The sequence below is a fragment of the Staphylococcus edaphicus genome (genome assembly GCF_002614725.1).
Classification (GTDB): domain Bacteria; phylum Bacillota; class Bacilli; order Staphylococcales; family Staphylococcaceae; genus Staphylococcus; species Staphylococcus edaphicus.
Genome location: NZ_MRZN01000015.1, coordinates 20909 through 37188, shown reverse-complemented (window position 1 = coordinate 37188; position 16280 = coordinate 20909). Strand labels below are relative to the sequence as shown.

Genomic DNA, 16280 nt, shown 5'->3' with positions numbered 1-16280 from the left:
ATGAATATAAAAATATTATGGCAGTCAATGATCTATCATAAAGGAATACTGTACTTTTTACTCTTATGTAATTTATTAGGTACGCTTTATGGTTATATATGGTATAGTAGTCAATTGAGTGTTACTGATTTGCAGTTCAAAGCATTTGTACCTGATAGTCCAACAGCATCATTATTCCTATGCATTGTTATTTTAGCTTATATATTGGGTAAACAAATACCGATAGTTGAAGCTTTAGCCTTTGTATCACTTATAAAATACGGTGTATGGGCAGTCATTATGAATATTATTATGTTTATTCAATATGATGAAATAACAATTACAGGTTGTATGCTCATATTGTCGCATGGTGTGATGGCAATGGAAGCATTTATTTTTTATCCAAGATTTAACATATCTATCACGCCGTTCATTATTGCGATGATATGGGTGTTCCATAATGACATAATAGATTATGTTTTCATGCAATATCCTTACTATGATTTTATTGCAAGTCATATTGAAGGTGTCGCATACCTTGCATTCTGGTTAAGTGTAATTCCATTAACTCTATATTTAAATTTAACTCGATTTAAAAAGGATAAAATATTTGACCACTAGTGAAGGACACAGTAAAATGTTTATAAAGGAGTGAGGTTTTTGTCTTTTATCTATATGATATTATACTTTGTTATATTAATGGTATTACCTCTTTGGGCACAGCACAAAGTAAAATCTAATTATGAAAAATATTCACAAGTCAGATCTACAAGTGGCAAGACTGGTCAAGAAGTTGCATTAGAAATACTTCATGCTAATGGTATTTATGATGTTGATGTTGTAGAAGGACAAGGGTTCTTGACGGATCATTACGATCCTCGTAAAAAAGTCCTTGTACTTTCGCCAGCTAACTTTAGTAGACCTTCAGTTGCAGGAACAGCAATAGCTGCACACGAAGTTGGACACGCAATTCAACACGCACAAGGTTATTTCTTCCTAAGATTTAGAACATCCTTAGTACCGCTTGCAAATATCGGCAGTTCAATTGGTTACTTAGCTGTTTTTGCTGGTATTATCTTAACAAGCCTACAAAGCACTTTAGGTTCTACAGCTTTATGGATTGGTATCGCGTTTATGTCATTTGCAGTGTTATTCTCTATCGTTACATTACCAGTAGAGTTTAATGCTAGTAGTAGGGCGATGAAACAAATTCAAAGTTTAGATATTGTTAATGAAAAAGAATATCGTCATGCTAAAAAAGTACTTACTGCTGCTGCAATGACTTACGTTGCATCAACTGCAGTTGCATTAGCTGAACTTGCAAGATTTATTCTTATTGCTAGATCAAGTGAGTAATACAATATATTCCCAAACATCTTAAGATGTTTGGGTTTTTTTATGTCTTAAAACTATAATAATTATAAAATTATAGCATTCAGATTTAAAACGTATTTCCAGTCAGTCTTAACAATTACGACATACACTTAAAATATCTAAAAAAGCAATATTTCCCACCCTATAATTTAATAATAGAGTTTATTGTTGACTACTTAGTTTATAAGTCATAACTGTTGCAGGAATAATGCATGAAACATAAAATTAGTCTATACTAGAAAAGAAATCGTTAGAAATGAGAGGCGTATATTATGAAGTCTATGAAAGATATGCAAACCGAAGTTGATGACTATATCGGTCAATTTAAATCAGGTTATTTTTCCCCGTTAGCTAATCTTGCACGCTTAACAGAGGAAGTTGGAGAACTTTCAAGAGAAATCAATCACGTATACGGTGAAAAAAAGAAAAAAACTTCCGAATCAGAAAATACAATTAAAGCTGAATTAGGAGACAACTTATTTGTCTTAATGTGTATTGCCAATTCTTTAGACATTGATTTGACAGAAAGCTTTGATGAAACTATGGAAAAATTTAATACACGCGATAAAAATCGCTTCGAACGAAAATAAATTAAGAAGAATGAGAAAGGGTGTTACCGCCTTATGAAAATAGGCATCACTTGTTATCCATCTATGGGTGGTTCAGGCATTATAGCTACAGAATTGGGTATCAAACTCGCTGAACGTGGCCATGATATTCATTTCATTACATCAAATATACCATTTAGAATTCGCAAACCCTTACCGAATATGACTTTTCATCAAGTTGAAGTAAATCAATATGCTGTTTTTCAATATCCGCCTTACGATATTACTTTAAGTACAAAAATTGCTGAAGTTATTAAAGAATATGATTTAGATTTATTACATATGCATTATGCAGTCCCTCATGCTGTATGTGGTATTTTAGCTAAACATATGTCAAATAAAGATATTAAAATCATGACAACTTTGCATGGTACTGACATCACAGTACTAGGTTATGATCATTCTTTAAAAAATGCGATAAAATTTGGTATCGAAGGTAGTGATGTAGTTACAAGCGTAAGCAAATCGCTAGCACAGCAAACATACGACATTATCGAGACTGATAAAGAGATTGTACCCATTTATAATTTTGTAAGGGAAAAAGAATTTCCAACCAAACCCAATATACCAACACAAAGTGACGAAAAATTAAAAGCGTGTTATGGCATTCAACCCGATGAAAAAGTGTTGATTCATGTATCTAATTTCAGGTCAGTAAAACGGATTGATACTATTATTGATACATTTGCAAAGGTACGTAAATCTATTCCTTCCAAACTCATCTTACTTGGTGATGGACCAGAGCTGATGGATTTGAAAGAAAAGGCACGTCACCTTAATTTAGAAGATGAAGTGTTATTTTTAGGAAAACAAAATTGGGTTAGTGAATTTTATCAAATATCTGACTTAGTCTTATTACTGAGCGAAAAAGAAAGTTTTGGATTAACTTTACTTGAAGCAATGAAGTCGGGCGTTCTACCAATTGGTTCTACTGCAGGTGGTATCAAGGAAGTTATTAAGCATGAAGAAACAGGGTATATTGTAAATATCGGAGACAGTACAGCCGCAAGTGAATATGCAATTAAATTATTATCTAACTCAGAACTTTATAATACAATGCAGACACGCATGTTAGAAGATGTTGCTAAAAGATTTTCTTCTGATTTAATTGTAGACCAATATGAGTATTATTACAAAAAAATGTTAGAGGTTAACAATGACTAATTCTTTATTTGAAACAGCCAAACCAATTTTAGAAACATTACAAGCACACCATTATCAAGCCTATTTTGTTGGAGGGTCAGTACGTGATTATTTAATGAATAAACCTATTCATGATATAGACATTACTACAAGTGCGACTCCTGATGAAATCGAAGCTATTTTCGATAAAACCATACCTATAGGTCGAGAACACGGCACGATTAATGTGGTTTACAATGGAGAACAGTATGAAGTGACAACGTTTCGTGCCGAGGGTGACTATGTGGATCACCGTAGACCGAATGAAGTGTTTTTTGTAAGAAATCTATATGAAGACGTAAAACGTAGAGATTTCACGATGAATGCGATTGCTATGGATATCAATTATCAAACCTTTGATTATTTTGAAGGTCAAAAAGACATCAAACAACACATAATTAGGACTGTTGGCAACCCTGACGCGCGTTTTGGTGAAGATGCATTAAGGATTGTTAGGGGCTTACGTTTTCAGTCACAATTTGGATTCCAATTAGAAGAAGCTACTTTTAATGCAATGTTGCATCATATTAGAGATATTAAATATTTATCTATTGAGCGTATCGTTGTTGAACTAGAAAAATTAACACTAGGCAACTATGTAGAGAAAAGTTTTAATAATTTAAAACTTTTCATGACTTTTAAATATATTCCATTTTTTAAACACTTTGACTTGTCCAAATTTTCTTTGACCAAAGCAATGTCTTTCACAATGTTTATTGCATTTTTAATATCTCAGCAACGGGAAGTAAATTCTAATATTACTGATTTAAAATTGAGTAATAATGATAAAAAATATATAAAAAAATTAGTTCAATTAATTGAACTAATAGACAAAATACACACAAAAAAACAATTAAAATTATTTGTTTATGATTATGGAAAAAAAGATATACTAGAAGTACTAAGCTTTTTAGATGTCTTGGAATTAAATCAAATCACTTCTATATCACCATTAATACTAAACTATGAATCTGTAAATGAAGTAGCCAAACAGTTACCAATTAGTTCTAGAAGCGATATGGATATCAATGGAAAAGATATATTAGAAGTAACGAACACAACGAGCGGACCATGGTTAAAGACGATTTTACGTGAAGTCGAATGTGCCATAATATCAGGAGAAGTATGTAATTTCAAACCTGAACTTAAAAAGTGGGTGAAAACACGTGTCTAAATATAGTAAAGCAGTAGTCCATATATTATATCAATATGAACATGAATACATCTCAGGACAATTTATTGCGGAGCAACTGTCTATTTCCAGAACAGCAGTTAAGAAAGTCATTGATCAACTCAAAGTAGAAGGCTGTCAAATTGAATCCATTAATCATAAAGGACATCGGTTAATTCAATTACCGAATAAATGGTACAGTGGCATTGTAATACCTACGCTTCAATCGCAACAATTATTTGACCATATTGAAATAATGGAAAATGTAGATTCTACACAATTATTAGCAAAACAAAATTTGGTCGGCAATACGGATACATTTTTAATTCTTAGTGATGAACAAACTCAAGGAAAAGGGCGTTTCAATAGACCTTGGGAATCCGCAAAGGGACAGGGACTATGGATGTCCATGGTATTGCGACCAAATGTTCCTTTTGACATGATTACTAAATTTAATTTATTTATGGCCCTTGCTATAAGGGATGCCATCCAGCAATATAGTAATAGTAAGGTTGCTGTAAAGTGGCCAAATGACATCTATATTAATCATCAAAAAGTCTGTGGTTTTTTAACAGAAATGGTTGCTAATAGCGATGGCATTGAAGCTGTTATATGTGGTGTCGGCATTAATATGAATCAAACACCTTCAGATTTCAACGACGAATTGATTCAGAAAGCAACAAGTATCCGAATACATAATCATGCTGAAGTGAACCGCTATGCGTTTTTACACGCGCTAATTAAACAGATTGAGTATCGATATGCACAATTCCTTGAAGAACCATTTTCAACAATTCGTGATGAATACATAGCCGCTTCTAATATATGGAACAAGCAGCTACGATTTACTGAAAATAATAAACAATTTAAAGGTGAAGCTATTGATATAGATGCAAACGGCTTTTTAATCGTACTTGATGAAAATAATAAACAACATCAATTGATCAGTGCTGATATTGAATTATAGTACAAAAAAATGAAAGGAGGGATCAGAGTGACAAATCCTTGCTATGCAGTTGTAGACCTAGAAACAACGGGAAACCAATTAGATTATGATGAAATTATTCAAATAGGCATAACATTTGTGAGAGAAAATAAAATCATTGGCACATATCACTCAATGATTAAAACAGATTTAGAAATTCCTCCTTTTATTCAAGCATTAACTTCAATCGAGGAGGATATGTTAAATCAAGCACCTTATTTTCACGAAATTGCTGAAGATATCTATAAACAAATAGACGGTTGTATCTTTGTAGCACATAATGTGGCCTTCGATTTAAATTTCATCAAGAAATCTTTTAAACGTTGTAACATCAATTATCGTCCAAAAAAAGTTATGGATACCTTAGAACTGTTTAAAGTTGCATTCCCTACGGATAAAAGTTATCAGCTAAGTGAATTGGCAGAAGCGCATGGTATTGTTTTAACTAATGCTCACCGGGCAGATGAAGATGCAGCTACTACTGCCAAATTAATGATTTGTGCATTCAAAAAATTCGAATTATTACCTTTAGATACGCTCAAACAATTATATTATTTGAGTAAAAATCTCAAATATGATTTACATGATATTATATTTGAAATGGTGCGAAATTATGATAATCAATCATTTAGCGATCGATTCGAGCAGTTTGAGCAAATTATTTATAAAAAACAGATAGACTTTAAAGCGCCTACTGTTAATTTTGATGGAAACTTAAAAGAACTATACACGTTAGTAACTAAGGCGTTGGACTTAACTTATCGACCACAACAACTATATTTATCTGAAATCATCTTAGAACAACTTATGCAGAGTGAAAAGGCAATGATTGAAGCACCTTTAGGAAGTGGTAAATCATTTGCTTATTTACTTGCATCACTCATGTATAATATCGAAACAGGCAAACATGTCATGATTTCTACAAATACAAAATTATTACAAAACCAATTATTAGAAAAAGATATACCTGCGCTCAAACAAGCATTAGATTTTACAATTAATGCTACGTTGATAAAAAGCAAACGAGATTACATTGCTTTGGGTTTAATTAGTCAAATACTTAAAGAAGAATCTAGTAATTATGAAGTTTGTATTTTGAAGATGCAATTATTGATCTGGATTACTGAAACAGATACAGGTGATATTCAAGAATTAGACTTAAAAGGTGGACAAAAAATGTATTTCGAGCAAAAGCTCGAAACCTATGTTCCTGTTCGCAATGATATAAATTATTTTAATTTTATTAAACGTAACGCTAAAAACATTCAAATTGGCATTACAAATCACGCTCATTTAATACATGCTGCTCACGATAATTCTATTTATCAATTATTTGATGATTGTATTATTGATGAGGCACATAGATTGCCTGATTATGCTTTAAATCAAGTTACAAATGAACTTAGCTATGCCGATATCAAATATCAGCTAGGTTTAATCGGTAAAACAGAAAATGAAAAATTACTTAAATCTATTGATCATCTCGAACAACAGCGTATTCTTGAAAAATTAGACATTCCGCCTATAGATGTTTTTGGATTAAAAACAACAGTAAATGAATTACATGATTTAAATGAACAACTGTTTACTACAATGTATGATATAATTCATGCCTCTGAAATTCAGGATGATGAAGTACATAAAATTCATTTCGTGTATCATTTTGATGTATCACCTATATTAAATGACTTGCACGCTATCATTCACAAATTAAATATGACATTAGAATTCTTTAATGGCATGAGTCACAAATCGATTAAATCAGTACGTAAACAATTTCTATATATTAATGATCGTTTTAAGGATATAGAACAAAGCTTTAAAAATAATCACACAAGTTATTTATCTATTAAAAATTTAAACCAGAAATCTACAATAAGGCTTAATGTAAAAGATTATGATGTTAAAGAAATTCTCACAAAGCAAGTATTAGACAAATTCAAGTCACTCACATTTATTTCAGGGACGCTAACGTTCAATCATTCGTTTGATAACTTTAAGCAATGGTTTAATAAAGATATTGAATTTAACACGTATGAAATTGACTCGGCAATGATGTCACCATATCAAACGACAGTATTCATTCCTAATGATGTTTCTTCTTATAATTATAAGAATATAAATGATTATGTTAGCTCAATTATAAATTATGTGATTGAATATATTTCTATTGTCGAATCAAAATGTCTCATACTATTTACAAGTTACAAAATGATGCATATGGTGCAAGAATTAATGAACGAATTACCTGAATTTGAAGATTACGTCGTTTTAACGCAGCAACAAAATCAAAATTATAAAATCGTTCAACAGTTTAATAGCTTTAATAAAGCCATATTGTTAGGTACAGGAACTTTCTTTGAAGGCTTTGATTTTCAATCAAATGGCATTAAATGTGTGATGATAGCTAAGTTACCTTTTATGAATCAGAATAATACGAAGTATTGGCTTATGGAGTCTGAATTCACTTCTACATTTAAAGAATATGTGTTACCAGACGCCGTGACACGCTTTAGACAGGGTCTGGGTAGATTGATTCGTGGTGAAAATGATAAAGGAATCATTGTATCATTTGATGATCGGTTAATTCGTAGTAACTACAAACAATTTTTTGAGCAATCATTAGAAAGTTATCGTCAAAATAAAGGTGATATTAAACAATTTTCTACAATACTTAAAAAATTAAAAAAAGATACAGCTAAGAAACAATAAACATAGCACACGCAACTAGAACTTATATAGGTATTTTGTTAAAATATATAAGGATAACTGAAGAAGAAAACACTATAATAGGAGACTGGTTATGAATATAACGATAAAAGAAGCAAAACAGTATATTGGTCAAGAGGTTACCATTGGTGCTTGGTTAACTAATAAACGTTCAAGTGGAAAGATTGCTTTCTTACAATTAAGAGATGGCACAGGCTTTATGCAAGGAGTTGTTGCTAAAGCAGAAGTCGATGAAGCGGTTTTCCAAAAGGCAAAAGAAATCACACAAGAATCATCATTATATTTGACAGGTGTAATTAGTGAAGATAATCGTTCTGATATCGGCTATGAAATGCAAGTTAAAGCAATTGAGGTCATATCTGAGGCGCACGATTATCCTATCACACCCAAAAATCATGGTACAGAGTTCTTAATGGATCATCGTCATTTATGGCTACGTTCTAAAAAACAACATGCTGTTATGAAGATAAGAAACGAAATTATTCGTGCCACTTATGAATTCTTTAATGACAACGGCTTTACAAAAATTGATCCGCCAATCCTAACAGCGAGTGCCCCTGAAGGTACAAGTGAATTATTCCATACAAAATATTTCGATCAAGATGCATTCCTATCTCAAAGTGGTCAGCTATATATGGAAGCGGCAGCAATGGCACATGGAAGAGTATTCTCTTTTGGACCTACATTCCGTGCTGAAAAATCTAAAACACGTCGCCACTTAATTGAATTCTGGATGATTGAACCAGAAATGGCATTTTGTGAACATGCTCAAAGCTTAGAAGTACAAGAACAATATGTGACACATGTTGTACAATCCGTATTGAATAATTGTAAATTAGAATTAAATGCATTAGAAAGAGATACAACAAAACTAGAAAAAGTAACAACACCATTCCCACGTATCACATATGATGATGCCGTTGTATTCCTAAAAGAAGAAGGTTTTGATGATATTGAATGGGGTGAAGATTTTGGCGCACCACATGAAACTGCTATTGCTAATCACTATGATTTACCTGTGTTCATCACAAACTACCCAACTAAAATCAAACCATTCTATATGCAACCAAATCCAGAAAATGAAGACACTGTTTTATGTGCTGATTTAATTGCACCGGAAGGCTATGGTGAAATTATTGGTGGCTCTGAGCGTATTAATGACCTTGAATTGCTTGAACAACGTTTAGCTCAATTCGAATTAGATGCTGAAAGCTATAGTTATTATTTAGATTTACGTCGTTATGGTAGCGTTCCACACAGTGGATTTGGTTTAGGTTTAGAGAGAACAGTAGCATGGTTATCAGGCGTTGAACATGTTCGTGAAACTGCACCATTCCCACGTTTATTAAACCGTTTGTATCCATAGTAAATATAAACAATTTTCAATTTCGTCCAGTCTAGTAATCAATGGCTGGACGTTTTTATAACACATTTTACAGAACAGGAGGGGGTTATCTTTGAATAGCGAACAACTGAAAATACGACCAGTCCTCATCAGACGTGAACTGTTAGATCATTATAATCAACTAGGAATAAACGAAGCTGAATTGGTTATATTAATTAAACTATTACATGCCTCTGAAACTTCAAATAAACAACCTTCTATTGAATCATTACAACAAGGAACTACACTTGGCTCAAGAGAGGTTACTACGATTATACAAAGTTTAATACAACATGATTTACTTGAATTAAGAGTCAATAAAGATGAAGAAGGTAAATTTACTGAGTATATGAACCTTGATCAATTCTATGTGAAATTATATGAGATAATGGAACAAATGAATATTAAAGTAGAAGAACAAAATACAGAAGTCGAGTTTAATACTTTATTTCAGCAAATTGAACAAGCCTTTGGACGACCATTATCTCCATTTGAAATTGAAACATTGAACCAATGGTTAGATATTGATAAACATGACGTAAATGTTATTCAAGCTGCATTAGATGAAGCTACAAGTCAAAATAAACTAAGCTTCAAATATATCGATCGCATTCTATTGAATTGGAAAAAAAATAATGTAAAAACCATTGAAGATTCCAAAAAAATTAGCCGTCAATTTAATCAACCTAAAATGAAACATACTATTAAAAAAGTACCTAAATTTGACTGGCTGAACGGGGAGAATCCAAATGATAAGTAATAAAAAAGCACTAGAAATGGTTGATGTCATCGCTCATATGTTTCCGAATGCTGAATGTGAGCTAAATCACGATAATCCATTTGAATTAACCATTGCCGTACTATTATCTGCACAAACCACAGATATCTCAGTTAATAAGTTAACAAAAGATTTATTTCAAAAATATAAGACACCAGAAGATTATATAAATGTAGATATTTCTGAATTAGAAAGTGATCTACGTACGATTGGCCTTTATAGAAATAAGGCAAAAAATATTCAGAAATTGTGTCATTCTTTATTAGAGCAATTTGATGGTAAAATCCCACATACACATGCTGAATTAGAAAGTTTGGCAGGCGTAGGTAGAAAAACTGCCAATGTCGTTATGAGTGTTGCTTTTGATGAGCCTTCTTTGGCGGTTGATACACATGTGGAAAGAATATCCAAACGGCTAGGTATCTGTAGATGGAAAGACAATGTGAGACAGGTCGAAGATAAATTATGCCACGTTGTACCTAAAGACCGCTGGAATAAGACACATCATCAACTTATATTTTTTGGCCGATATCATTGTCTTGCTAGAAGTCCAAAATGTGATGTGTGCCCGTTATTTAATGATTGTAGAGAAGGACAAAAACGCTATAAAGCCAATTTGAAAGAGGCGTAATGTGATGATTACTAAAGAAGCATTTATAGAATTAGAAGAACAAATTGATTACTTTGCTAAAGCTAAACAACTAAAGTCACCTGATGCAAAATTATTATTAGATCAATATTTTGATTTGATTGAACAATATTTTAAACAAATCAATAATGTTCAAGTCATTGAGTTTTCAAATTTAGATGCATATCCTGTTGTGCCTATGAATTTTGAAGAACGGTATCATTATATAATCGCTAGAAAATATCATTTTATGGGCTACAGTCAAATGAAAACTTTAAAATCTGAGCTTATAAAAATGAATGCCTCATACCAAATTAGACGTAAAAACAAACACTCATAATTCAATTGATAGAATTAGAATGAGCGTAATATCAATTGTCCTTATTTTAAAGTTTATTATAATATCAAAGTCACTCATAAAAATTCAATTATGGCATAACCATATAAATAAAAAAGCTGAAGCATTCATACATAATGTTTCAGCTTTTTGTATTTAATTTTTTCGTATTTAAATAATCTAACTTCATAACAATCCATTACAAACTGACATGGTACAAAGTATCAAACTTGCAATCAAAAACCCCCGATATCCAAATAACTATGGATATCGGGGGTTGAGTATAACTGAAATAATTAACGTGCTGCGCTTTGTTGATTACTTGATGAATTATTGCTGTTTGAATTAGAAGATGATGAATTATTACTACTGCCACCTTGGCCCTGTGGTTTGTTAGTCGTTGTATTATCATCTGGTTGACCTTTGACTGATAAAGCATCTTTTGAATCTCCAGATACAGAATCAGGTTTAGAGAAATCTTTTCCATCTCTAGGTGAAATGTTATTCATTACATCTTCTAATAAGTATTGTGGGTATTCTTGTTCTTCATGACCTACAAATGAATTTGTACCGCCTTGTTTAACTTCATTGAATCCCATCCATACTGACATACTATATTTAGGTGTAAATCCATTAACCCAAACATCTTTTGCCGCATTATCTGGTAGGTTATATTGTTGGTAAGTTTGCTCACCGTAAGTTCCCGTACCAGTTTTAGCAGCTAAATTAACGCCTGACACGCCATGACCATAAGCAGAACCATACGCTTCAAATGTACCTTTAAGTACTTCTGCTAACATATATGACGTAGAATCTTTCATAGCTTTCTTACTTGTATGATCGTATTCTATTGTTTCGCCATCTTGTTTAACAACCTTTTTAATTGAGTGGGCATTGTTATACTCACCACCATTTGCAATAGAAGCAAATGCTGAAGCTAATTGTGTAGGTGAGAATTCTGATGCTGAACCACCTAATACTTCAGATGGACCAATATCTCCTTCATAGTCTAAACCTACTTTTTTAGCAAAATCTTTTGGTGCGTCATTACCTGCATTTTCTTTTGTTGACTGCCATGCTTTGAGTGCTGGAATATTAAAACTTTGACGTAACGCATCATAAAGTTTTACTGTTCCATGACTCTTAGTGTCATAGTTTCTGAATGTAACACCATCTACTTGATAAGACTCTTCATCTTGAATTGCATGATTCGTTGCCCAAGACATATTTTCAATAGCTGGACCATATGCAAGGAATGGTTTTAATGAAGAACCAGTAGGGTGGGCATCTGTTGCTAAGTTTCTATCTACAATATCTTTGTAATTTCTACCACCAGATATAGCAACTAAGCCACCCGATTCACTATCTACAATTGAAGAACCAACTTGTTGATCTTCATTTTTATAGTAACTACCATTATTCACTCGTTCTTGTAATGTTTGTTGCACATCTTTGTCCATATTCGTATAAATCTTAACGCCGCTATTTAATACAGAACCTAATTCTTCGTCTTTAAATTCTTTATTGTTCATAAGTTCAGATTTCACAAAATTTACATATGAATCATAATCTTCGTTTGAGTTATCCTCACTTACTTCACGATCCTCAGATGAACGTTTGACTAAATTGTCTTGTAAAGATGTATTCTGAGCTTCTTCTTTTTGTTTCTTAGTGATTCTATTATGATATTCCATTAAGTAAAGCACAGTATCTTTACGAGACTCAGCTTCTTTTGGATGATCATAAACATTATAGGTATTTGGAACCTGTGGTAAACCAGCAAGATAAGCCGACTCTGCTAAATTTAAGTCTTTTAAATCTTTATCAAAGTAATATTTAGCGGCAGCTTTTACACCATATACACCATCAGAGTAGTAAATTTTATTTAAATACATTTCAAAAATTTCATCTTTACTGTACTCTTGCTCTAATCTGTATGACAGGTAAGCTTCTTGTGCTTTACGTGCAATTGATTTTTGGTCTGTTAAGAATGAACGTTTAACTACTTGTTGAGTTAATGTTGATGCACCTTGTGAACCAAAGCCACCAGTAACGTTCTTAGCTACAGCGCCAAATAAACGTTTGTAATCCAATGCGCCGTGATCATAGAAACGGTTATCTTCAGTAGCTAAAACAGCTTCTTTCATTGTTTTAGGTACTTCGTCTAAATTGACATGTTCCCGGCGTTGCCCGTTATCTATCGTTTTAATTAAATCGCCGTCTTTATCATATATCTTAGCTGGCACTGGATCTTTCAATTTCGCTTCATTAAATGCAGGAGACTTCCATGCATAATAAGCAAATAACAAGATTCCTATTAAAGCTAAAACGATAAAGGCTATGATTAGAAAACCAAAAATCTTAATTATCGTTCGTTTTATATTCCTATTCTTTTTTTGCTCGGACTTTCCATTCTTATTATTAGATTGAGAAGTCCTCTTTTTCTCCGTCATACGCGGTCCTCACTTTCATCTAATATCAACTTATCAACTGTTTTGAGATAATTCAATCGTGGTTGATACTGATAAGGAATATAGTAACCATTTTTTCTTATTTCTTCAACCGTTATCGACTTTTTAATTTCTTTAACGTGTCTTTCCCAAAATTTTTTAAAATTTGAATAGGGAAGTAAATACACTTCATCAAGCGATTTAAAGCGAATTAATAAAAACACAATTCCATGTTGTTGATAACATGCTTCCATATGTTTTACTTGGTGTTCATGCATGTTATTTAAAGGAAATGACGTCTTGTTTTTCGTTTCCTTCGCCTCAAAATCTAAATAACGGCCATGATAAATGCCGTTATAATCTGTTGTCGACGGCGTTCTAAAATAAGCCTCATTTATTACTGCCTTACTTCTCATAGGATAATGAACATTCACAATCTGAACCGGGGTGGGTTTCTTATGTATTACAGCCATACCGCGATCCAAATAAAACGTATTCGATAGCTCAATATCTTTTTCAAGTGACATACCTCTGCCACCATAGTCAATTTTACTCGTTTGTTCCTTATGAGTTCGTCCGACCTGAGACTTATTTCTATTAAATGGTTTTCCATTAGGATAATTCATTTATTTTCACCACTTTAGTTTGGTAATCCAAAACTTGTTTCATTATACATGACTTTGGCAAATTTTTCCAAACTATAAAATATGAATCAATGTATTTATATATACATCAAATACATTTTAACGTGCTTTGCCCAATTAAACAATATTTGAAACAAAATAAAGTACTTAACGATATAAATATTAGACGACACTTTAAACATGACGGCTAACACCTTTTATGGTAAATTTGTGATGTAGGGGGTATCCTCATGCAACAACTATTAATGCTACTATTAGATAATGTGTCAAAAATGTCCGAAAAATACGAAAAAGCTAAATCTACTGGAGAAGATTACGATTTTTACGTAGACGTGGTACCATTTACCAAATACATTGACCAACAACTTAACCATCTCATTACATATGAACAATCGATACTTCAACTACAATATATGAATAAACAAAAATTTGATTTATTAATTTCAAATATTGAATCCTTATCTGTAGAGTGCCACTTTAAACGTACGAGTAGAAAACTATTTAATGAGAAAGTAAAAGCAGTACAATATGATTTAAGTTATATACAAAGAAATGAGCAATGTCTATGATTAAGACTGTTTACGTTACTGGATACAAATCATTTGAACTTAATATATTCAAAGATGATGCGCCTGAAGTTTCCTATTTAAAAAAATTTATTGAACATAAATTAAATCAATTGATTGAAGAAGGCTTAGAATGGGTATTAATACAAGGGCAGATGGGTATAGAGTTATGGACAGCAGAAGTCGTAATCGCGTTAAAAGAAACCTATCCGGATTTAAAATTAGGAATTATCACACCGTTTTATGGTCATATCGATAGATGGAATGAACAGAACCAAGCAAAATATCAACATATTGTACAAAATGCTGATTTTGTAGATAGTGTCTTTCATTCATCATATGAGGGTCCTCACCAATTTAAGCAAACAGATCAATTTATGTTAGATCATTCTGATTCAACGCTATTAATTTATGATGAGGAACAAGAAGCTAGTCCAAAGTTCTTTAAGCAGATGTTAGTTGATTTTATGGAAAAAACAAATTATACTTGTGATATTGTGACGTTCGATGAATTAACAGAATTTATCAACGACTTACAGTGGTCTCAAGAACAAAGTTTCGAATGAGGTGGAGAAAAATGTCAGAAGTTTCATTAAAGTTATCAGCAAAAGATATATATGAAAAAGATTTTGAGAAAACGATGACTCGTGGTTATAGAAGGGAAGAAGTAGATGCTTTCTTAGACGACATCATAGCTGATTATCAAAAAATGGCAGATTTAGATAGTGAAGTGGTTAAACTTTCAGAAGAAAACAACAAATTAAAAAAAGAACTTGAAGAGTTAAGATTACGTGTAGCAACATCGAGACCACAAGAAAATAAAAATTTCTCTTCAAATAGTAACGCAACTACTAACCATAATAACAATAATAATGTCGATATTTTGAAAAGAATTTCAAACCTAGAAAAAGCTGTATTCGGCAAATAATCATTTAAAGTGATGTTATTAACCTAGACATAATATCACTTTCCATAAAGATAAGTTTTGACTTTGCTCAGAACTTATCTTATTTTTCATTTGTTTACCTTTTGAAATAATGATATACTTCTAAAGATGGTATTTCGGGTAATCGCTATAGCGATATAGAGGAAAGTCCATGCTCACACAATCTGAGATGATTGTAGTGTTCGTGCTTGATGAAACAATAAGTCAAGGCATTAAGTTGACGGCAACGAAATAACCTAAGTCATACGATATGGTTAAATTAGTTTGAAAGTGCCACAGTGACGTAGCTTTTACAGAAATGTAAAAGGTGGAACGCGGTAAACCCCTCGAGTGAGCAATCCAAATTAGGTAGGAGCACTTATTTAACGGAATTCAACGTATATATAAGACATACATTAGATGTATGTAGACAGATGGTTACCACCTGCGTACGAGTGTTTCTAGTACACGTTAGCAGTACAATGGTACAAAACATGGCTTACAGAAATATCATCACTAGACCCAAGCTCTCCCATTTC

At 32.3% G+C, this 16280-nt stretch carries 16 protein-coding genes and 1 other RNA gene; 15 read left to right on the top strand and 2 right to left on the bottom strand.

Annotated elements, in window-relative coordinates; translation table 11 throughout:
• The 11 genes from BTJ66_RS09410 to BTJ66_RS09360 all read left to right on the top strand — a co-directional run bounded on the left by BTJ66_RS09410 (nt 1) and on the right by BTJ66_RS09360 (nt 11159).
• Nucleotides 1–600, top strand: coding sequence for a DUF1405 domain-containing protein (locus BTJ66_RS09410; RefSeq protein WP_099090709.1), 600 nt, complete (start codon nt 1–3; stop codon nt 598–600).
• A gap of 39 nt (nt 601–639) precedes the next feature.
• Complete coding sequence (locus BTJ66_RS09405; RefSeq protein ID WP_099090708.1) at nt 640–1335, top strand: zinc metallopeptidase; 696 nt, start codon at nt 640–642, stop codon at nt 1333–1335.
• Nucleotides 1336–1625: 290 nt separating this feature from the next.
• Nucleotides 1626–1943, top strand: a complete 318-nt coding sequence (locus BTJ66_RS09400; RefSeq protein ID WP_099090707.1) for a nucleotide pyrophosphohydrolase — start codon at nt 1626–1628, stop codon at nt 1941–1943.
• 33 nt (nt 1944–1976) lie between these two features.
• A complete protein-coding gene (bshA, locus tag BTJ66_RS09395) occupies nt 1977–3125 on the top strand; it encodes an N-acetyl-alpha-D-glucosaminyl L-malate synthase BshA (RefSeq protein WP_099090706.1) in 1149 nt (382 codons plus the stop codon).
• Nucleotides 3118–4317 carry a CCA tRNA nucleotidyltransferase gene (locus tag BTJ66_RS09390; RefSeq protein WP_099090705.1) on the top strand — a complete coding sequence of 400 codons (1200 nt, stop codon included), beginning with the start codon at nt 3118–3120 and terminating at the stop codon, nt 4315–4317. The genes bshA and BTJ66_RS09390 overlap by 8 nt, the downstream gene beginning before the upstream one ends.
• Nucleotides 4310–5281 (top strand): biotin--[acetyl-CoA-carboxylase] ligase, encoded by a 972-nt coding sequence (locus BTJ66_RS09385; protein ID WP_099090704.1) that lies wholly within the window; start codon nt 4310–4312, stop codon nt 5279–5281. The genes BTJ66_RS09390 and BTJ66_RS09385 overlap by 8 nt, the downstream gene beginning before the upstream one ends.
• Before the next feature lie 27 nt (nt 5282–5308).
• Nucleotides 5309–8011: a helicase C-terminal domain-containing protein gene (locus BTJ66_RS09380; RefSeq protein WP_099090703.1), complete on the top strand. Its 2703-nt coding sequence runs from the start codon at nt 5309–5311 to the stop codon at nt 8009–8011.
• Nucleotides 8012–8102: 91 nt separating this feature from the next.
• The gene (asnS, locus tag BTJ66_RS09375) at nt 8103–9395 is read left to right on the top strand and encodes an asparagine--tRNA ligase (RefSeq protein WP_099090702.1); all 1293 of its coding nucleotides are present in this window, start codon (nt 8103–8105) and stop codon (nt 9393–9395) included.
• Nucleotides 9396–9486: 91 nt separating this feature from the next.
• Nucleotides 9487–10173 carry a DnaD domain-containing protein gene (locus tag BTJ66_RS09370; RefSeq protein WP_099090701.1) on the top strand — a complete coding sequence of 229 codons (687 nt, stop codon included), beginning with the start codon at nt 9487–9489 and terminating at the stop codon, nt 10171–10173.
• Nucleotides 10163–10822 carry an endonuclease III gene (gene nth / locus BTJ66_RS09365; RefSeq protein WP_099090700.1) on the top strand — a complete coding sequence of 220 codons (660 nt, stop codon included), beginning with the start codon at nt 10163–10165 and terminating at the stop codon, nt 10820–10822. The genes BTJ66_RS09370 and nth overlap by 11 nt, the downstream gene beginning before the upstream one ends.
• Before the next feature lie 4 nt (nt 10823–10826).
• Nucleotides 10827–11159, top strand: a complete 333-nt coding sequence (locus BTJ66_RS09360; protein ID WP_099090699.1) for a YpoC family protein — start codon at nt 10827–10829, stop codon at nt 11157–11159.
• 293 nt (nt 11160–11452) lie between these two features.
• Here BTJ66_RS09360 and BTJ66_RS09355 read toward each other — a convergent pair whose 3' ends face one another.
• Together BTJ66_RS09355 and recU are read right to left on the bottom strand one after the other, a co-directional pair.
• Nucleotides 11453–13609: a transglycosylase domain-containing protein gene (locus BTJ66_RS09355; protein ID WP_099090698.1), complete on the bottom strand. Its 2157-nt coding sequence runs from the start codon at nt 13607–13609 to the stop codon at nt 11453–11455.
• Nucleotides 13606–14232, bottom strand: a complete 627-nt coding sequence (recU, locus tag BTJ66_RS09350) for a Holliday junction resolvase RecU (RefSeq protein WP_099090697.1) — start codon at nt 14230–14232, stop codon at nt 13606–13608. Before recU ends, BTJ66_RS09355 begins: the two co-directional genes overlap by 4 nt.
• A gap of 248 nt (nt 14233–14480) precedes the next feature.
• Here recU and BTJ66_RS09345 point away from each other — a divergent pair, with 248 nt between their 5' ends.
• The 4 genes from BTJ66_RS09345 (at nt 14481) to rnpB (ending at nt 16248) form a co-directional block, all read left to right on the top strand.
• Nucleotides 14481–14819 carry a DUF1798 family protein gene (locus BTJ66_RS09345; RefSeq protein WP_099090696.1) on the top strand — a complete coding sequence of 113 codons (339 nt, stop codon included), beginning with the start codon at nt 14481–14483 and terminating at the stop codon, nt 14817–14819.
• Nucleotides 14816–15382 carry an SLOG family protein gene (locus tag BTJ66_RS09340; RefSeq protein WP_099090695.1) on the top strand — a complete coding sequence of 189 codons (567 nt, stop codon included), beginning with the start codon at nt 14816–14818 and terminating at the stop codon, nt 15380–15382. The genes BTJ66_RS09345 and BTJ66_RS09340 overlap by 4 nt, the downstream gene beginning before the upstream one ends.
• A gap of 11 nt (nt 15383–15393) precedes the next feature.
• A complete protein-coding gene (gpsB, locus tag BTJ66_RS09335) occupies nt 15394–15744 on the top strand; it encodes a cell division regulator GpsB (RefSeq protein WP_099090694.1) in 351 nt (116 codons plus the stop codon).
• Nucleotides 15745–15874: 130 nt separating this feature from the next.
• An RNA gene (rnpB, locus tag BTJ66_RS09330) (RNase P RNA component class B) lies at nt 15875–16248 on the top strand.
• Nucleotides 16249–16280 lie beyond the last annotated feature (32 nt).